Origin of the sequence: Billgrantia antri, from assembly GCF_017868935.1 — a bacterium.
Taxonomy (GTDB): domain Bacteria; phylum Pseudomonadota; class Gammaproteobacteria; order Pseudomonadales; family Halomonadaceae; genus Halomonas; species Halomonas antri.
Genome location: NZ_CP053383.1, coordinates 667,203 through 686,320, shown reverse-complemented (window position 1 = coordinate 686,320; position 19,118 = coordinate 667,203). Strand labels below are relative to the sequence as shown.

The 19,118-nt window shown below is 62.9% G+C and carries 16 protein-coding genes and 1 pseudogene; 7 read left to right on the top strand and 10 right to left on the bottom strand.

Annotated elements, in window-relative coordinates; all coding sequences use genetic code 11:
* Positions 1-16: 16 nt before the first annotated feature.
* From HNO53_RS03195 to HNO53_RS03185, 3 genes are all read left to right on the top strand, one after another.
* On the top strand, positions 17-892 hold the full coding sequence (locus tag HNO53_RS03195; protein ID WP_209476190.1) for a LysR family transcriptional regulator: 876 nt from the start codon (positions 17-19) through the stop codon (positions 890-892).
* Between the two features lie 171 nt (positions 893-1,063).
* Positions 1,064-2,290, top strand: a complete 1,227-nt coding sequence (locus HNO53_RS03190) for a helix-turn-helix domain-containing protein (RefSeq protein ID WP_209476188.1) — start codon at positions 1,064-1,066, stop codon at positions 2,288-2,290.
* A gap of 29 nt (positions 2,291-2,319) precedes the next feature.
* Complete coding sequence (locus HNO53_RS03185; RefSeq protein WP_209476186.1) at positions 2,320-2,949, top strand: Vgb family protein; 630 nt, start codon at positions 2,320-2,322, stop codon at positions 2,947-2,949.
* Between the two features lie 109 nt (positions 2,950-3,058).
* On the opposite strand, the gene HNO53_RS03180 is transcribed toward HNO53_RS03185, so the two are convergent.
* Positions 3,059-3,922: a helix-turn-helix domain-containing protein gene (locus tag HNO53_RS03180; protein ID WP_209476184.1), complete on the bottom strand. Its 864-nt coding sequence runs from the start codon at positions 3,920-3,922 to the stop codon at positions 3,059-3,061.
* A gap of 144 nt (positions 3,923-4,066) precedes the next feature.
* Between HNO53_RS03180 and HNO53_RS03175 the strand changes: the two genes are divergently transcribed.
* Positions 4,067-5,167 (top strand): aldo/keto reductase, encoded by a 1,101-nt coding sequence (locus HNO53_RS03175; protein ID WP_209476182.1) that lies wholly within the window; start codon positions 4,067-4,069, stop codon positions 5,165-5,167.
* A 62-nt stretch (positions 5,168-5,229) separates the two neighbouring features.
* Entirely contained in the window at positions 5,230-6,273 is a 1,044-nt protein-coding gene (locus HNO53_RS03170) for an aldo/keto reductase (RefSeq protein ID WP_209476180.1), read from the top strand.
* A 153-nt stretch (positions 6,274-6,426) separates the two neighbouring features.
* Here the strand turns inward: HNO53_RS03170 and HNO53_RS03165 are convergent, their stop codons facing one another.
* The 5 genes from HNO53_RS03165 to HNO53_RS03145 form a co-directional block, all read right to left on the bottom strand.
* Entirely contained in the window at positions 6,427-7,707 is a 1,281-nt protein-coding gene (locus tag HNO53_RS03165) for a c-type cytochrome (protein ID WP_242597615.1), read from the bottom strand.
* Positions 7,707-8,120 (bottom strand): hypothetical protein, encoded by a 414-nt coding sequence (locus HNO53_RS03160; RefSeq protein ID WP_209476176.1) that lies wholly within the window; start codon positions 8,118-8,120, stop codon positions 7,707-7,709. Before HNO53_RS03160 ends, HNO53_RS03165 begins: the two co-directional genes overlap by 1 nt.
* A gap of 19 nt (positions 8,121-8,139) precedes the next feature.
* Positions 8,140-10,671, bottom strand: coding sequence for a cytochrome c oxidase subunit I (gene ctaD, locus HNO53_RS03155; protein WP_209476174.1), 2,532 nt, complete (start codon positions 10,669-10,671; stop codon positions 8,140-8,142).
* On the bottom strand, positions 10,668-11,669 hold the full coding sequence (gene coxB / locus HNO53_RS03150; RefSeq protein WP_209476172.1) for a cytochrome c oxidase subunit II: 1,002 nt from the start codon (positions 11,667-11,669) through the stop codon (positions 10,668-10,670). Before coxB ends, ctaD begins: the two co-directional genes overlap by 4 nt.
* A gap of 131 nt (positions 11,670-11,800) precedes the next feature.
* On the bottom strand, positions 11,801-13,528 hold the full coding sequence (locus tag HNO53_RS03145; RefSeq protein WP_209476170.1) for a mechanosensitive ion channel family protein: 1,728 nt from the start codon (positions 13,526-13,528) through the stop codon (positions 11,801-11,803).
* 302 nt (positions 13,529-13,830) lie between these two features.
* On the opposite strand from HNO53_RS03145, the gene HNO53_RS03140 reads away from it, so the two are divergent.
* Positions 13,831-14,037 carry a cold-shock protein gene (locus tag HNO53_RS03140; protein WP_209476169.1) on the top strand — a complete coding sequence of 69 codons (207 nt, stop codon included), beginning with the start codon at positions 13,831-13,833 and terminating at the stop codon, positions 14,035-14,037.
* Between the two features lie 277 nt (positions 14,038-14,314).
* Positions 14,315-14,893: a tetratricopeptide repeat protein gene (locus HNO53_RS03135; RefSeq protein WP_209476167.1), complete on the top strand. Its 579-nt coding sequence runs from the start codon at positions 14,315-14,317 to the stop codon at positions 14,891-14,893.
* A gap of 7 nt (positions 14,894-14,900) precedes the next feature.
* Here the strand turns inward: HNO53_RS03135 and HNO53_RS03130 are convergent, their stop codons facing one another.
* From HNO53_RS03130 to HNO53_RS03115, 4 genes and pseudogenes are all read right to left on the bottom strand, one after another.
* Entirely contained in the window at positions 14,901-16,286 is a 1,386-nt protein-coding gene (locus tag HNO53_RS03130) for an ATP-binding protein (protein WP_209476165.1), read from the bottom strand.
* 60 nt (positions 16,287-16,346) lie between these two features.
* A complete protein-coding gene (locus HNO53_RS03125) occupies positions 16,347-17,501 on the bottom strand; it encodes an alpha/beta hydrolase (protein ID WP_209476163.1) in 1,155 nt (384 codons plus the stop codon).
* Between the two features lie 71 nt (positions 17,502-17,572).
* Positions 17,573-18,259: a response regulator transcription factor gene (locus HNO53_RS03120; protein ID WP_209476161.1), complete on the bottom strand. Its 687-nt coding sequence runs from the start codon at positions 18,257-18,259 to the stop codon at positions 17,573-17,575.
* Positions 18,259-19,029: pseudogene (locus tag HNO53_RS03115) on the bottom strand (MipA/OmpV family protein). Before HNO53_RS03115 ends, HNO53_RS03120 begins: the two are co-directional and overlap by 1 nt.
* Positions 19,030-19,118 lie beyond the last annotated feature (89 nt).

Here is a 19,118-nt window from a genome sequence, read left to right as displayed (position 1 = left end):
TCGGTGAGGAGAGAGAATGGACATCCACCAGATCAAGACTTTCCTGGCAGTGGCACGCGAAGGCAGCATCACCCGCGCCTCGGATCTCCTCTACCTCAGCCAGCCGGCCGTTAGCGCACACATCAAGGCAATGGAGGAGACGCTCGGCCTTACGTTGTTCGAGCGAACCCCCCGTGGTATGCAACTGACCCCGGCAGGGCAACGTCTGCTCGCAAAGGCCGAGCAGACGTTGCTTGCCCAGCGCGAACTGATCGATGAAGCAACGCGCCTCAAGGGCTCCTTGACGGGGGAGCTGCGGCTTGGTGCCAGCCATATCGACGCCAGGATCGTTGCCGGCCTTCTCTCACGCCTTGCCGAGCGCGTCCCCGAGGTGGAAATATCGCTCCGCTACGGCACCTCGGTCGAGATCCTGAAGGGCATCCGCAATGGCCAATTGGACGCCGGCTTCTACAACGAGGCCGGCGCCCCCGGAACGGACCTGGCAACTCTCGAGGTCTCCCGATTCACCACCTATCTTGCCGCGCGACCGGGGCTCGTGCCGGCCTCCCGCCCCCTGGACTGGCAGCGGCTTGCCGAGCTGCCCTGGATACTGCCGACCTCCACCACCTGCTGCGGCCAGACAGCGGAGGCCTTGTTCGACAAGCACCGAATTCGTCCCCAGCGAGTCATCAGCATCGACCGAGAAAGCGTTACAAGTACTCTGATCTCCGGCGGCGTCGGTGTGGGACTGCTACATGCGGATAGCGCGGCCGCGGCCCAGAAGAGCGGCGAGGTCGAGCTGCTCAGTGAAGCCCATTCGGTCAGGGTGCTATTCGCCCATCTGGCTCAGCGCGCCGAAGAGCCGCTGTTGCGCTGCGCGTGTTCGCTGCTGATCGAGACACCCACCGTCTGAGTCATTCCGCCTCGTACAGAGCATGGTTCCTGTCGCATGTGTCGTCATCGTCTGCCCTCCATCGGTGTCCTGGTTCGTTCCATTCTCGATTCGACCTGAAGGTTCACGGTCATGAGATATAGTGAAACCGGGTGATCGAACGCTGGGAGTAACAAGTGTGGCGGGATTGAGATGGACGCGTTGATCACGGCCGCGGGCCGTGCGCTCTCGGCGGGCGATCCCCTCGGGGCCTTGAACCGGGTCGCCCTGCGTGACGATGCACCGGCTCTTGCGCTGAGAGGAATCGCGATGGCTCAGCTTGGCGACTTCGCCCGCGCCAGGCTGCTGTTGCAGCGTGCAGCGCGCACCTTCAGCGCCAGGGAGGAGATGGCTCGTGCCCGGTGCGTGGTCGCCGAGGCCGAGGTTGCCCTGGCGTCACGCGATCTCGGCTGGCCCACGAGGCGGCTCGACTCTGCACGAGCCACGCTCGAGGCGCATGGAGACCTGACGAATGCCGCCCATGCTCGTTCGCTCGAGGCTCGCCGCCTGCTGTTGCTCGGGCGCCTTGAACAGGCCGAACATGCCCTGGCCCAGCTCGCTCTCCACTCCCTTCCTCCCGCTCTGGGGGCCATCCAGGCATTGGTTGCGGCAGGCATCGCCCTGCGACGGCTGCACACCGCGGCAGCACGCACCGCACTCGAACGCGCCGCAGAAAACGCTCGCCTCTCCGGCGTTGTCGCCCTGCAGGCGGAAGTCGAGAATGCCTGGCACGCCCTGGGCGCCCCCGCCGCACGCCTGGTGGCGCAAGGTCAAGAGCGCCTGCTGCTGTTGCCTGAGGTCGAAGCGCTACTGGCGTCCAAGGCGCTCGTCGTCGACGCCTGCCGCCACGCCGTTCGCAACGGCCATGTCGCAGTCTCGCTCGCTACCCGCCCGGTGCTGTTCGCCCTGGCTCGCCTGCTGGGTGAAGCCTGGCCAGCCGACGTGCCACGGGATGCGCTCATCGCCGGCACGTTTCGCACTCGCTTCGCCGACGACTCGCACCGTATCCGCCTGCGCGTCGAGCTCGGCCGGCTGCGTGCGGCACTCGGCCCCCTGGCCGGCGTGTGTGCAACGCCGCGAGGCTACGTGCTGGAGCCAACTTCCGCTACCGAGGTCGTGGTTCTGGCGCGCCCTATCGAAGACAAGCATGGCGACGTGCTGGCCCTACTCAGCGACGGCGAGCCGTGGTCGAGCTCGGCCCTGGCCATGGCCCTCGGCGCCAGCCAGCGCAACATTCAGCGCGCGCTCGAGACGCTTGCCAGAGTGGGCAAAGTGCAGTCCTTCGGCCGCGGCAGGGCCCGGCGCTGGGTCGCCCCGCCGGTGCCGGGTTTCACGACAACCTTGTTACTCCCGGGGCCTCTACCCGGCGGATTAGGCTGAGACGGTACCCACCAAACGAGGTCAACGACATGAACCGTTCAGCAGCGCAAGTACTCCAGGAATTCGGTCCCTTCCCCGGTGTAGAGCACGTGCACGGTGTCAGCTACGACGGACGCCACGTGTGGCTTGCCACCGGCGAAATGCTTGGCGCCTTCGATCCCGAAACCGGCGAGCCACAGCGCTCGATCGAAATCGAGGCCGATGCAGGAACGGCCTTCGACGGGCAACACCTGTTCCAGATCGCCGCAGACCGCATCCACAAGATCGAGCCCGCCAGCGGCCGGGTCCTCGCCACCATCCCCGCTCCGCCCGGTAGCAATTCAGGGCTGGCCTGGGCCGAAGGCTCGCTTTGGCTAGGCCAGTACCGCGACCGCAAGATCCACCAGATCGATCCTGACAGCGGAGCCATCCTGCGTACCATCGAATCCAATCGCTTCGTCACCGGTGTCACCTGGGTCGACGGCGAACTCTGGCATGGCACCTGGGAGGATGACGGCAGCGACTTGAGGCGAATCGACCCAGCCTCGGGCGAGGTGCTGCAACAACTCGATATGCCTCAGGGAACAGGCGTCTCGGGGCTCGAGTCGGATGGCACCGAGCGCTTCTTCTGCGGCGGCGGCGCCAGCGGCAAGCTGAGGGTCGTGCGTCGCCCGCGGTAGTTGCCGTCCCAAGCAAGTAGTGCGGCGTGACGGTAGCCCTCAGGCGCGCCGTCACGCCTCACGAATGGTGCACTCCTCCCGGCCATGTCGGGCCATGTCGAAAACCCAGTCAGGCAGAGAGCACCAGCGCGGAGCGCCGCAACAGGGCCTCCATCTTCTCCTGGGTGTCCGTATCGCGGGTAGGCACGTAGGTGATCAGGTTCAGCGGCACCTCGTTGCCTCCGGCCACCTGAAGGATGGCGTAGTCGAAGGAGAGCCGACCCGCCTTCGGATGCTCGTAGACCTTGACGCCGTCGTGGGGCAGGCGCACCTCATGCTCGTCCCACCAGGCAGAGAACGCGGGGCTACGTGACCGCAGCAGCTCGATGAGCTCGTTGAACCAGGGGTCATCGAGGTAGTTGGCCTGGGTCAGGCGCAGCTTTGCCACACAGTCCCGCGCATGCACCTCCCAATCCACCAGCATGCGGCGCATCGCTGGATTGAGGAACAGTTGATGGATGCCGTTGCGCTCGATGCCTCGCATCGCGCCGAGGTCGCCATGAATCACGGTGGCCGCTCGATTCCAGGCAAGGATGTCCGAACGGGCTCCCATGATCCAAGCCGGACAACAGACGATCTGCTCCAGCAGGCGCTGCAGGCTGTCGCCCACCACGGCCTCGCGCGCCAGCCCGTTGTCGCCATTCTCCACGCCGTAGCCGCCCAGGTTCAGGAGGTGCTGCTGCTCGGCAGGCTCCAGCCGCAGGGCCTCAGCGATGCGCTGCAGGGTGTCCAGCGAGGGATTAACGTCTCGCGACTGTTCCAGCCAGGCATACCACTCAGTACTGATGCCGGCGAGCTCGGCCACCTCCTCGCGGCGCAGGCCCGGCGTGCGTCGTCGCCGCCCGCGCGGCAGCCCGACCTGCTCGGGCTGCAGCCGGGCACGTCGAATCCGGAGGAAAGTGGCAATTTCGCTGCGTCGAATATGGCTGAGCACTGGGCGTGTCCTAGGGGGGAAGTGCGAATACCAGAATAGCGCGTTCCTGATCGTGCGCTCGCGGCCCACGTATCGTTGCCATGGTACACCGCAGCCAAGCACGAGCGGCAGCGGTGTCGACCATCACCGAACGGAGGCTGCAGGATGAACCGACCCATCACGTCGCTGGATAGCTATCGATTACTTGGCCGTTCGGGCCTGCGTGTTTCACCCTTGTGTCTGGGCACCATGACCTTCGGCTCCGAGTGGGGCTGGGGCGCGGACGAAGCAACGTCCGAAGCGATCTTCCGCGCCTACGCAGAACGCGGTGGCAACTTCATCGATACAGCCAACTTCTATACCGAAGGCACCAGCGAGCGCATCATCGGCCGATGCATCGCCAACGACCGAGACCGCTTCGTGCTGTCCACGAAGTATACGCTCAACATGCGCCACGGCGACCCCAATGCCGGCGGCAACCATCGCAAGAGTCTGATGCAAGCCGTGGAAGCCTCTCTCAAGCGATTGGGTACGGACTATATCGACCTCTACTGGGTCCATGCTTGGGAGTATCGCACCCCAATAGAAGAAGTAATGCGGGCCCTGGACGACCTGGTGCGTCAAGGCAAGGTGCTATACCTAGGCGCCTCGGACTTTCCCGCCTGGAAAGTGGCCGAAGCCAATACCCTGGCCGAACTCATGGGCTGGTCGCGCTTTATCGGGCTGCAGGTCGAGTACAACCTTGTCCAGCGCGACAGCGAGCGCGACCTGGTTCCGATGGCTGCGGAGCTGGGGCTGGGCGTGATGCCCTGGTCGCCTCTCGCAGGCGGGCTGCTGACCGGCAAGTACACCCGCAATGACATCGAGCGCCAGCGTCATGCCAGTGAGTCGGGTGAACTCTTGGCCTTCGGCGGGCAGCAACGCCTATTACTACCTAGCGAACGACAGTTGGCCATCGCCGATGCCGTGCGGGAGATCGCTGAGGAACTTGCATGCGCACCGGCCCAAGTGGCGCTCGGCTGGCTGCTGACTCGCCCTACTGTCACCTGCCCCATCGTGGGAGCCCGCTACCTCGCACAGCTCGAAGACAACCTCGGCGCACTGGATGTCCCCTTCAGCGATGGACAATTGGCACGACTCGATCGGCTGAGTCGTGTCGAACTAGGCTTCCCGCATGATTTCATCACCAGTCAGTTCGTCAATGAAAACGTGACCGGCGGCGCCAGGATTCCGCCCCAACGCGTAGCCGTACGAGCGGGATCATGAACCCAATCGACCATGACGAGTCCCGTAAACCACTACCCTGCAAGAAAAGTAAGGAGTACCCCATGCAATATCGCAAGCTTGGCAATACCGGCCTCTTCGTCTCCCAGTTCTGTCTGGGCACCATGACCTTCGGCGGCGAGGGCGAGCTGTGGAGCAAGATCGGCGATCTCCAGCAGAGCGACGCCGAGCGGCTGATCGCCCGCGCGCTGGAGGCCGGCATCAACTTCATCGACACCGCCGATGTCTACTCAGAGGGGCTCTCGGAGCGCATGACCGGCCAGGCGCTGAAGAACCTCGGCGTGCCGCGCGACGAAGTGGTCGTCGCCACCAAGGTATTCGGCGAGACCGGTCCGGGGGTGAACGCCAGGGGGCTGACGCGCTATCACATCATGGAAGGTGTGAAGGCGAGCCTGAAGCGCCTGCAGCTCGATCATATCGACCTCTATCAGGTGCACGGCTTCGATCCCGCCACGCCCATCGAGGAGACCCTGAGCGCGCTGGACACCCTGGTTCAACACGGCCACGTGCGTTATGTCGGGGTCTCCAACTGGGCCGCCTGGCAGATCGTCAAGGCACTCGGCATCGCCGAACGCAAGGGTCTGAACCGCTTCCAGTCATTGCAGGCCTACTACACCCTGGCCGGTCGCGACCTGGAACGTGAAATCGTCCCCATGCTGGAGAGCGAAGGCCTCGGCCTGATGGTCTGGAGCCCGCTTGCCGGCGGCCTGCTCAGCGGCAAGTACGGCCGCGACGGCCAGGCCGCGGGCGAAGGCCGCCGTGCCAACTTCGATTTTCCACCGGTAGAAAAAGATCGCGCCCATGACTGCGTCGACGCGATGCGCGGCATCGCCGAGGCCAAGGGCGTCAGCGTGGCCCAGATTGCGCTCGCCTGGCTGCTGCACCAGCCGGCGGTCACCAGCGTGATCGTCGGCGCCAAGCGCCTCGACCAGCTCGACGATAACATCGCCGCCGCGCAGGTAACGCTCAGCCAGGACGAACTCGCCGAGCTTGATCGTGTCAGCCAGCTACCGCCTGAATACCCGGGCTGGATGCTGGAACGTCAGGGCGAGTACCGCCGCCAGCAGCTCGGTGCGCTGAAGCGCTGAAGCCGTGCCCCGGGAGCAACGGCGAGGGCCCGGCATGCCGGGCCCTCGTCGTTTCCGCTACGCGGAGCTCGTGTCACGCCACAGCCGATCGAGGTCAAAGGCCGCCGCCTCCTGGCCACCAGCCACCAGCCACCGGCCACAGCAGCGTCAGCGTCAGCGGCTGTCGGCACGCCGCGCCCCCTGCGCCGGGAGCGTTTCCGGTTGATCGCCAAGATCCTGGGCGAGGGAGCTATAGTAGCTCGCCACGTCGCGTATCTGCGTTTCGTCCAAGCCTTTGGCTGCGCTATGCATGATACGCACGTAGGGCGAACCGCCGCGTTTATCGGACTTGAACAGGGACAGTTGGAGAGCGAGGTAGTCGGCGTACTGGCCGGCCAGCCTGGGATAATGGGGATTGCTCGGTTCCGATCGCGGACCGTGACAGTCGACGCAGGAGGGCACCCCCTGCTCGGGCACGCCCTGACGGGCAATGTCTCGTCCACGCGCTATCGAAGCCGGACCGGCAATCGCTTCGCCCGGCTCGCCTGCATTGGCTCGCTGCCTGGCCGGTTGGCTCGCCGCGTCCTCCCGGCCGGCATAATGTGCTGCGAGCGAGCGCATATCCGCTTTGCTCAATCCCGCGGCAATCGGCTGCATGATGCCACTGTTGCGCTCCCCCTCGGCATAGGCAAGAAGGCTCGTCCACAGGTAGGCTTCGCTCTGGCCCGCCAGCTTGGGGAAGGCTCCCAGGCCGCGGCCACGACCGTCCGCGCCATGGCATCGGCTGCAATTGGCTAACAGCGGGCCCATGGGCTCACTGAGCGCTCGCAGAGAGCCGCTTGCCGCTTCACCGATAGCGTCTGCCTCGTCTCGTTCGCCATAAGCCAACTGCACGTAGCGTTCGGAACTTAGCGTCGGCAGCTCCTGCAGGAAAGCGACCATGGCCCAGACCTCATCCTCGCGCTGCAAGCTCGCCCACGCCGGCATCGCCGTGAACTTGACTCCATGCTTGATGATCCAGAACAACTGCTCGGGCCTCCACTCGTGGACCCGCTGCGCCAAAAGCGGTGGTTCAGGCGTCATTTGCTGGACAATCAAGGAGCGTGGTCGCCCCGGGGCACCGTGGCAGGGCATGCAGCCGGTCGCATAATGGCCCGCGCCCTTGAGCACCAGCGCCGGGTCGCTCAGCATCGGTGCCTTGATGCCACTCGCCCGATTCTCGACGGCATTGCGCATGGCGAAGTGCAGAAACCAGCGGGTTACGGGCCAGTGGCCAGAACTGGCGCTGATCGGCACCAGGCCCGACCAGACGATGAGCACAGCGCCGCCGACCAGCGTCCCCCCCAGGACTGCCAAGCCCAGTAATAGCGCTTTCCCATGGTCGAGCAGATACCGCTTTGCCTTGCCTGGGAGGCCGACGAATCGCCGCAGTTGGGCTCTTGGCTTGGTGTCCATCAACGGCAGCTCTCGATGAAGACGACAGGCAGGGCGACGTACAGCGTGGCGACAAAGGAAAGTCCACCCAGCAATACCGTCGCAAAGCCAAGAAAGCGGTGACGATCCGCAGGGGTATCGAAGTCGTGCGGCACCGTGGCCGTACCGAACCTGTGTTTTCGAAAGCCGCGCCAAATGACGACGGCAATCCCTGACAGAATCAATGCGGTGTAAATACCGATGACGAGACGCACCCCGCCCAGAGAACCGTTTTCGCCTCCCGCCTTCGCGCACCAGATGGCCGCCGTGGCATAGGAAAGAAGAAAGTGCGCCACCCACAGTAAAGGCCCCATCGCGAGCGGCCAGAGGGACTCGCGTCGGCCCGGAGTGGGCTTGCCTGGGGCGTCGGGCTCGGCTTGCGCTCGTCTTGTCATTCGCACCTCCCGTTCCTCTTCAGGCCAGTAGCGGAAAACCGGCTATCACGAGGACCGTTACGCCTGCGGTAATGGCCATGAAGTGCCAGTAGAGCGTAACGTTTCGAATGTCGATGTCATGTTCGGCGGTCATGCGGCCGGCCCAGCGGCGGGCGATGCAGTAGCATTGCATCACCAGCCCCACCCCGAGATGGATGGTTGTCCACAGCACCAGGACCCAGACGGTGGCCGGATAAACGTGCCGCGTTGGGTCCAGGCCATTCAGATGCGGGCCGGCCAGCAGCGCCAGGATACCGGCCACATTGAGCACGGCTCCCAGTCCCAAGCCGAGAGTGAAGGCCAACGGCCGGTCACGCCGGTTCCAGTGTCTGGACAACAGCGTGCATACCCAAGCGCCGAGCAGGAGCGCCGCCGCTACGACTGGCCAGAAAAGCCCCGGGCCGGCCGCAGGATCGGGCGGAAAATCGTCGTGCACGGTCCAGAAGAAAAAGTAGCCGAACAGCAGGCTGGCGTAGGCGCTCATGTCGCCGATCATGGTAATGAACATCGCCCACCACCCGACCGACGTCGAGCCGGAAGCATACAGCGGGAGGCTGACGCCCAGCCCGACGTCCTTGCTGCGCTTCTCCGGTATCTTGGCGGTGCCCGTCCACAGCCAGACCAGTACCGTGACCAACGCCAGCAAGGCACTGGTGCCTGCAGCGAGATACCACTTGTAGGTCGCGAAGATGAAGGCACCGCCGGTGAAGAGCGCCGCCCAGAGGGTGATGAACGTCGGCCCCGGCACTCGCAGGCACTGTATCGGGTCGGCATCGATGGTGGTGGTGATCAACGTCTCCCGCTTGCCCTCTTCGGCATCGGGAAGGTAAAAGCGTCCGGCATCGACGTCTCGTATGAGGTGGGGCTGATCCCAGAGCGGATAACGCCCCTTGACCAGGGGAATCGAGCGAACGCCCCAAGGCTTGCCGGGCATCTCCCCCAGCCATTCCAGCGTGCCCGCATTCCAGGGGTTGCGTTTCGCATAGGGCTGTTTTCCCTTCGGCCGCAGCACCTCGATGACCAGCACGGCGACGCCGGCCGCCAGAATGAAGGCGCCGATGGTGGATACCAGATTGAGGCCATCGAAGCCGACATCGGCGGCATACGTGAACACCCGTCGCGGCATTCCCAACAGGCCGGTGAAGTGCATCGGCAGGAAGGTGACGTTGAAGCCTATGAACATCAGCCAGAACGCCCAGTAGCCCGGCTTTTCGGCCAACAGCTTGCCGGTAGCCATGGGATAGAAGTAGTAGAGCCCGGCAGCGACCGGGAACAGCACGCCGCCGATCAGAACATAGTGCAGGTGAGCCACCACGAAATAGGTATCGTGAGCCTGGAAATCGAACGGCGCGATGGCCACCATCACACCGGTCAGCCCTCCCAGCACGAAGATTGCCAACGCTCCGGTGACGAACAGCATAGGCACCGAACGCACGAATCGTCCGGCCATGACCGTCGCCAGAAAGCAGAAGATCTGTACGCCAGTGGGAATAGCAACCGCCTCGGAGGCCGCCGAGAAAAATGCCAAGGAAATGTTCGGCAACCCGGTGGTGTACATATGGTGGGCCCATAGCCCAAAACTGATGAATCCAGTACCGACGGCAGCCAGGACGACCCAGCTATAGCCGACGATGGGCCGCCGAGCGAAGGTAGGAACGATCATTGCGACCAGTGCGATCGCCGGGAGGAAAATGATGTAGACCTCGGGATGGCCGAATATCCAGAACAGGTGCTGCCAAAGCAGTGGGTCGCCGCCCCGGCTGGGGTCGAAGAAGGGCCAGTCGAAGGCTCTCTCCATCTCGAATAGCAAATCGCCGGCGATCAGGGGCGGAAAGGCGAAGAGGATCATCACCGCCACGACGAGGATGTACCAGGCATAAAGGGGAAGCAGGTTGATGCGCATGCCGGGTGGGCGCGTCTTGAGAATACCGACGATGAGTTCTACCGCTGCGGCAAGTGATGCCACTTCGATGAACGAAAGCCCCAGCAGCCAGATGTCGGCTCCGAGCCCTTCCTGATATGTCGTGGTCAGGGGTGGGTACATGAACCAGCCCCCTTCGGGAGCGACACCGAAGAATATCGAACCGCAGACGAAGGTCCCGCCTATCAGGAAACTCCAGTAACCGTAGGCCGACAGGCGCGGAAACGGTAGATCCCGCGCGCCCAGCATTTGCGGCAGAATCATGATCGAAAAGGCTTCGAAAATCGGCACGCCAAACAGGAACATCATCACCGAACCGTGCAGGGTGAAGACCTGGTTGTAGGTGGTGGCAGAAAGAAAGTCGTTCTCGGGAATGGCCAGTTGCGTGCGCATCAATAGCGCCAGCACGCCGGCGAAAAGGAAAAAAATGAAGGAGGTTGCGGTGTACCAGAGCCCGACCTCGGAATTGTTGACGGCAGACCAATAGCGCCAGCCACGCGGCGTCTGCCAGGGCGCGCTGAGGCGCCGTTCCTGCGCCTCGCGGCGTGCGCGGTCGTCCCGCTCGTCATGGCTGTACGTCCGGTCGCTCATTCCAGTTGGCTCAAGTAGGTAGCGATGGAGTGAATCTGGGGCGCCGGTAGCATGTCGAAGGCCGGCATGTTCACTCCCGGTTTGATATCGTCCGGATGGCTGATCCAGCGCTCGAAGGACTCCGCATCGGTGGGCAGAGTGCCGGCAGCAAGGCTCAAGCGGCTACCGACATGGGTCAGATCGGGCCCCAACACACCATCGGCCGACGTGCCGCGGATGGCATGGCAGGCACCGCAGCCATTCGCAAGAAATGCCTCCTGGCCGCGGCGGGCTACCTCGCTTTGAGGCGGTCGAGCGGGCGACGCCTGCCGCTCAAGCCAAGTGTCGAACGCATCCGGTTCCATCACCACGACGCGGAAGTTCATCAGCGCATGGGATGTGCCACAGAACTCGGCGCAGGCGCCGCGAAAGACGCCCACCTCGGTGGGCTCCAGCGACAACCGGGTAGTCCGCCCGGGGATCATGTCGACCTTGCCGCCTAGCGAGGGAATCCAGAACGAGTGAATGACGTCAGGACTGGTCAAGCGGAACCCCACCCGCTCACCGACGGGAAGGCGCACTTCGTTGGCGAGCTCCACGGTGCCGCCCGACGGCGTTGGATACCGCACCCGCCACCACCAGCGTTCCCCGGAGACGGAGATTTGCAGCCCGTCCTCGGCCGGAGCGCTTAGCGACGGAAGCAGCGACAGGCCGAAGGCAAGCAAGACCCCCAGGACAAGGGGAGGAAAGACCACGCCACCACCGAGAATCAACCAGCGTGCCACTCGGCTGTCATGGGACTTGGGCTTGATATAGGTGACGAACACGGCGCAGCCGATCACCACTCCCCAGATCAGGATGGCGAACCCGCTCATCCACCAGAACAGCCGGGCGATCTGCTCGGCGTCGACACCCGCCGGCTGTAGCGTGGACTGAGGTCCGCTGCAGCCGCTCAACAGCGGCAGCGCGATGAGAGCACGCCAACCCCAACTCCTTGGAGATAGATACGTCGCATCCATGATCAGGCCTTGCTCGCTGCCGGGGCTTGTTGGTGGCCTCGAGGCCGTTTATCGGCAAAACGTGACGACTAAACCAACACTATGCCATATGGCCGCGCCCAGCCACTCGCGGCCTTGGCCTAGGGTACGCCTCATGCCCCTTCGTCTTGGTCATCCTCTTCGGCCCGCTGGGCATCCTGCCGCTTGCCCTTGGCGATATCATACTGGCTGAGCACCACCACCTCGCGCGGCCACCACTGCGGATGTTCGTCACGTACGAAGGCCATCAATTTCTCGAGCACACTCTTTTCCGCGGCCCAGCCGGAAAACGGATCGGAGGTCATGAGATAGCAGGTGACCGTCTGCGCCGTCTCGGTCTGTCCGGTCACGTAGCAGCACAGCTTGTGATGCTCGACGACACTGTCCTCCTCCTTGGCAATTTCCATGAACTTCTCGCGGATGACCTGAACGTCGGCGCTCAAGTGCAGCTTCATCTCGAAATAGCGGTACATCTTGGCGCTCTTGACCGAGAGATTCTCGAAGGGCTTTGAGATGAAATAGGTCACCGGCACGATCACGCGTCGTTCATCCCAGCTGCGCAGCCGGATGAAGGTGTAGAAGATCCCTTCCACGTAGCACCACTGCCCCTCGAACATCACCAGGTCACCAATGCGGATCGGCTTGGCCAGCGACAATTGGAACGAGGAGAGAATATTGCTCAGCACCGCCTGGCCGGCGATACCCACCAGCACCGCCAGCACGCTGGCCGAGGCCAGCAGCGACAAGCCCAGCGACTCGAACAGCTGAATCTGGCTCAGCACGTAGATCGAGACTGCGGTCACCAGGATCAGGATGATGATGCGCCGCAGCGCATAGAGCGTGGTGAGCAGCTTGCGCTCGTCCTTGGGCTTGGTGTCGTCGATCTCCCCGACGATGCGCCGCGTCACCTTGAGCAGGATGGTATCCACCAGGCGCAGCAGGATCGTCCCCAAGCCCCAGGCGATCAGAATGATCAAGAGCACACGCAGGGAAGTGGTGGCCACCGCGGTGAAGGAGACCACATAGTCGAGCAAAAACCGCGCGGTAAACGCCATCACCAGCAGCGCCACTGGCCCGCTGATCCTGCCGGCGAAGATGCTCGGCCAGCCGGAGGGGAACCAGTGCGACAGCCAGCCGACCAGGCGATGGACGCTCCATCCCACCAGGCCGATCACCAGCAGAAAGACCGGAATGGCGATCCATTCCCACAGCTTGAGTACTCCGAGCGAGGACTTGAGCTCTTCCGGCACGAACTCCTCGAGCAACGAGGGGCCATACTCCTCATAGAGAAGAGGTATCGATGACACGCTGTCCGGCGTGATCAGCCAGACCGCATCGTCGTCATCGACACGATAACGTCCCAGGCGAATCTCATAGGTCTGGTCGTTGGCCTCGAGCGTCGCCAGCTTGAGGTTGCGCCGGGGCTCACCGGCCTGGGGGTTCTGGCCCGAAGGGTCTTCGATGGCGGCATCCTCTCGCCCCGAGAGGTCGGAAGCATCGACCCACTCACCGCGTCGGAAGATCGTCGCCAGCTGCCTGGCCAGCACCGCACCGCGCTCCCCCTGCTCGGCCGGCTCCAGATTGGCCAGATTCAGGTGATGCGCCGCCGCACCATAGGCTTCCCGGTCGGCCAGTTCGAGAAAGCGACGGACCGATTCGCGCGGCGTCTGCCGCGTGACCTCCTCTGGGACCTCACCCAGCCCCTCGTTCAGCGAGTCGACCGAGAACCAAGCCGACGACTCCTCGCTCTCCCCCTCCTGTGCCTGCGTCAGCCCCAGGCCGGAAAGGAGCAGTGCCACGACCAGCACGCCCCACAGGCGCCATGTCCTGTTCGCTCTCATAGCTGTTTCCCAGTTGCTGCGAATTCACTGTCGATTCCCTGCGACAGCGTCGTTCGTTCCAGGCACTCGACCACCGGCCACGAACGATGCGAATCATGAGCCGTTCTCAGTACAACTCAGCAAGGCCTGCCTCGTCCAGCTTGGAGGCGGCGCCGGCAGCGGATACGAAAAATAACCGCGAAATGCTTTGACCCATGGCGTTCAAGCATGACACGGTGGGTTCAGCGGGTAAGCCATAACCCGCTATCCCATGGGGGCAACCCCAAGAATGTAGCAAGGCGCTACGGCGCAAAAGGAAAGTTATGACGACTGGTACAGTCAAGTGGTTCAATGATTCCAAAGGCTTCGGCTTCATCTCACCGGCCGATGGTGGCGACGATGTGTTCGCCCACTTCTCCGAAATCCAGGCTGACGGCTTCAAGTCCCTGCAGGAAGGTCAAACCGTCGAATTCGACGTGACCCAGGGCAAGAAGGGCCTTCAGGCCTCCAACATCAAACAGCTCGCCTGACCGACTGTCACGCGAGAGAGAACCGCACGGTTCGAAATCGAGGCCCGCTTCGGCGGGCCTTGTCGTGTCTGCGTGACTGGCCGCCACCTATTGACGCTCCACCGCATCGACGACCATCCACGTACCTGCACAACGTCTGGTTACGCCCTTCCGCGTAAGCGATCGCCGAAAAATTTGTAAGCCATATCTCAACGCCGCGCTCGTGAAATGACCCATCGCACCAAGCGAGCGATACTGGGTCTCAATAAGGAATGGAAGACGAGACCGAGGGATCAGGATGAACCCATCGAAGATTGGCAGCCTTTCGCTTGTCGTCCTGCTGCTGGCCACCGGCCCTGCAGTCAGCGACGAGCCACCGGAGCACTATCAGGAGCGCGCCAGCGCAGTGGCCATGGAAGCCATGGGCGATACGCGGCAGCTCGAAAACGCGCTGGCGATATACAACGAGGGGCTGGAACGCCACCCCGACGACCCCGAGCTGCGCAGCAGCCGCGCCAACCTGCTCGCCAGCATGGGCCGCTACGGGCAAGCCAAGCGCGACCTGGATGCGCTGCACGAGAACGGTTTGCACAAGGAAGGTATGCTGCTGCGCTGCATGCTGCTCGAACGCATGGAAGGCACCACCGACAATGCCATGGCCTGCTATGCGGAGGTGGAAGCCGCCTACGTGATGACTGGCGAAACAGGCAGCCAGCCGAGCGCCAACCACATCCTGGCAGCTCGCCTGGCCGGTTCGCCAGAGGCCGAGGCACTATTGCAGGAATGGCAAGCCGATGAAGAAGGCGGGCAGGACCCGTTCGTCGGAGAAATGCTCAAGATGGAGCGGGAGGAGCTGATTCGGAAGTTCTTGCCTTGAGTCGAAATCAAGCGAGCCTTTCGGAACCGCCTTCCTCCCCTCCGGACAACCGGAACCGAAGCCCCGGTTCGGCTTGCTCGGCCGTGAGGCGCCAGCCATGCGCCAGGGCGATTTCCTGGCAGATAGCCAGGCCGAGGCCTGCGCCGTGGTCGCGCCGATGCGCGGCGCGCCAGAAGCGTTCGAACAGCAAGGGGAGTTGTTCTGCATCGACGCCGGGGCCTCTGTCCCGCACGGTCAGCGTATCGCCCAGTATCTCCACGCTGACGGAGCTTTGCGCAGGCGCATGCTGGATGGCATTTTCCAGCAGATTCTTCAGCAAGGTGAAGCAGGCCGCGCGGTCCGCTTTCCACTTCACGTCGCCGACAGCACGCACCGCCAAGTGAACGTCGGCAGTTTCCGCCATGCGCTGCAAGTAGGAAGCGGCATCGTGGGCGACCTCCTGCATCCCGACGCTGGTGAAGTGGTAGTTGTGCGCCTCGCTGGCTTCCGCCAGGAGCAGTAGCTGCTGCACCTGACGGGTCATGTATGTGACGTCGCTCAATAGCGACTCGCGCTCGTTCTTCCCCCCCTCTTTCAGCTCGATTTGAGCTCGGATCAGCGCCAGGGGTGTCTTCAACTCGTGAGCCGCGTTGCCGAGAAATTCCTGCTGCACGCGATAGCCGCGTTCGAGACGCTCCAGGGCCCGGTTGAAACTATCCACGAGAGGGGCGATCTCCGTGGGCACCGCTTCCGTACTCAACCGGGCATCAATGGAACGCGGCGAGATGGTCGCGGCGGATTCCGACACGTCCCGCAGCGGCTTGAGGGTATAGCGCAAGGTGATATAGGCACACAAGCCGAAGGCAACGAACAGGACAATACCAAACACCAAGATGCCGGCGACCATTCGTGGCAAGGCAACCTTATGCAGGATATCCAGGAACCTGGCACTGGCGACGAACTGCAGATACCACTTTCGCCCCCCATGCTCGAAGGGCTTCGTGGCGCCGTAGAAGATGTTTCCTTCGTGCTCGAAAGTGAAACTCCCGCGGGCCAATCGAAGGAGATCGCCATCAACCGGCCAGAAGTTTTCTCCCCTACTCGAGAAGGCAACCACGATCCCGTCATCATCCAGAATTCGATAGGCCGTTTCGCGCTGCGGGCCTTCGTACAACCAGGCGCGGTCGTCCAGGCTCGAGTCGAAGCCGGTGGGTCTGCCGTTGCTATTGAACTCAATTTTTTTCACCAGTTCATCCGCAGCGTCGGCCAAATCCATCCGCGCCAGCACGTTGCTCTTGACCAACACCACCGCAACGATCACCAGCAGCATGATGCTGAGCATCATGCCCGCCACATAGGCCAACAGAATCTTCAGGCTGATGCTATTCAGCGGCATCGGTTTCATGAAGCGCATGACCCAACCTCCAGTCCCTCGCATTCAGCGACCCATTTTTCGCCTATCCAGGCATGTCGGCTAACCTTCACCTGTTACCTCGCGAATACTCTCGAGGAGGTCGAGGAAGTAGGGGTTCCAGGTCAGGCGGGCATGGTATCTTTCTGCCGCGATTTGGCCCCACGCCCCAAACCATAGGGTTTCGGTATCCTCGGGGGGTGAGATACCGTCCTGGCCATTATCAAAAATGATGTGGCTGCCCTTTTCACCGTAATAAAAGTTCTCGGGCGCAAACAGCACATTCATATGGGAAAACGTACTGATGCGCCGGTCGGGCAGATTGCTGGCCAGGGCGGTGACGCGAGGGTCGTCAAGTTCCTGCGGAGTATCGCCGTACCAGACGAAGCGTGACTGTTGGTTGGGAAAGCGGGTTTGAAAGGCATCGAGCGTCGCGCTGGGATCGAGAACGCTATCATGCTGGCTCATGGTGATCAGGACGGGTTTATCAAAGCGCGCGGTTTCGAGATTTTTCTGTACGGCACTGACCGAACGGTAATAAAGGGCAGCTCCTCGCGTAGGAAGAGACTGGTAGGTAGCGATATTGTCCTCGTCATCGATATCGACCCAATCCCACAAGTGGGCCATGACCGGGGCGAGAAACAAATAGCCGTTGTCGGGATAAAAACCGGGGGAAAACAGCAACAGCCCGGCGACATCCTCGTCGCCTAGCGCATGGGAGGTAACCAGATTTGCGCCGGTCGAGAAGCCCCCTAGCCAAAGCTCATCGACCTCGGCTGCCAGCAGGTTTGCATGATGGGCGATGACTTTCTCCCAATCATTCCCATCGGGCAGCATCAGATCGGCGGGGCGGGTGCCATGACCGGGAAGCAGGATGGAGCGAACCAGCCAGCCGTCATTCGCCATGGCGGTGGCAATGTCAGTAAAGTACCACGGGCTTGCGCCCAGTCCGTGAACGAACAGAATGCCTCGTTTGGCCGGTTTGTCGGGGCGAAGCTCGAACGGCGCGTTGAGCTCTATTTCCAGGTTGCGGTCGTCACCGATGAAGGCACGGTTGTCGGCAATCCAGGCGCGGGTGTCGCGCACATATTGATCGAAACTGTCCTGATCATAGGGCGGCAGGTTGTCGGAAGGTTGAAAGTGAGGGGAATCCGGCGGCATGGCGCAGGATGCCAGAAACACCAATGTGATAAGCAATAAGCAAAAGCGGGGCAGCATGAACCCTCCCTCAGGGTGTGCTTGTCATCCATCAGAGCGCCTCTTGGGCCAGTAGCACTTTCAGACCGGCGCTATTCAGCGGCATCGGCTTCACGCAGCGCATAGCCCAGCCCCCTGACGTTGACGATGCGCTGGCGCGAACCGATGGCGAGCAGCTTGCGGCGCAGACGGTGCAGGGCCACGTCCAGGGCGTTTGGCGTCACCGCCTCACTCAGCCCCCAGGCAGCCGCTTCCAGCGCGCTACGGCGCACCACTTCCCTGGGCTTGTGCAGGAGCAGTTGCATGATGTGCAGCTCCGCCGGGGCGAGGGTGACGCTTTCATCGCCGCGACACAGTACGCCAGCCTCGGGGCGCAGGGTGAGGTCGCCATGGCTGGGGTCGAGCGGGTGGAACTCCACGGGGCGACGCAGCAGCGCACGCACGCGCGCCACCATCTCGTCCATGGCGAACGGCTTGGGCAGGTAATCGTCGGCACCGGCTTCGAGTCCTTGTACCCGGTCATGCAACGCATCGCGGGCCGTCAACACCAGGCAAGGCACGCCGAGGCCCGCCTTGCGCAACTTCTGCAGCAGAATGAGGCCGTCCCCATCCGGCAGCCCCCGGTCGAGCACCAGGGCCTGGTAGGAAACCTGCTGGACGGCCGCCCATGCAGTGTCGATGCGCCCGGCCACATCGGCGGCGATGCCGGCGGCTTCCAGCCCCTTGCACATCAGCCGGGCCAGCCGGTCATGGTCCTCGACCAGAAGTATGCGGCTCATCAGAAGCGGTAAACGTAGCCGAGAAACACACTATTGGTGGTCGAGCGATCCACCAGCGGGCTGTCCTTGATCTCATCCGCCAGTCTCGTCATCTCGCCCCCCATGAGCACGGAGTGATGCTTGTCGAACATGTAGACGCCACGCACCCCCGCCTCGATGTTGGTGGCAGCCTCCCCGGCATAGGCGGGGCGGTCGATACGAGCCTCGCTGTCACGAACGCCGAAGTAGTAATCGATGGTGTCCTAGTCCTGCCAGCTCGCCCCCAGGTGCGGAGTAATCAGAACATGATTCCCGAAGCGCCACGTTCTCTCCAGCCCGAGGTTGACGATCTGGCCGTTGCTGTTGCCTGACGCATCGGCAAGCCATTCGGCGCTGACATCCACCAGTTCGCTGCTCCACTCCACCTTGCCGCCGGCCCAGAAGCCGCCCTTGCGCTCATCCATACCGTCGAGGATCGGAGCGTCGTCCTCCTCGTAGCCGCTGCCGTCGTACTTGCCGACGATACCGAAGCTGAGTTGCTGAGAGTCGCTGATGTCGAGACTCGGTAGCTTGAATTCGATCTGCGGGCCAAAGAGATGAAGGTATCGGTTCTCGGCCTCGAGCAACGGCAGCGGCTTGTTGTCCCGGTCGATATCGGCGTAGGGCTCCTGCTCGCTCACTACGCCGAGGCCCAGCCCCCAGGTCGTGGAGGACGGCTCGGCAGTCGGCTCCTGGGCCACAGCCGCCACCGAGGCAAAGAGCCCAACGGCAAGTGCTGAAACGGTCGCCATACGCGAGACAGAGGCAGGAGAGCTCGAGACAAGAGGAGGTGGTAGTGACATGAGCATTACTCTGTGTTGTTAAAGAAGCTCACTTTCGC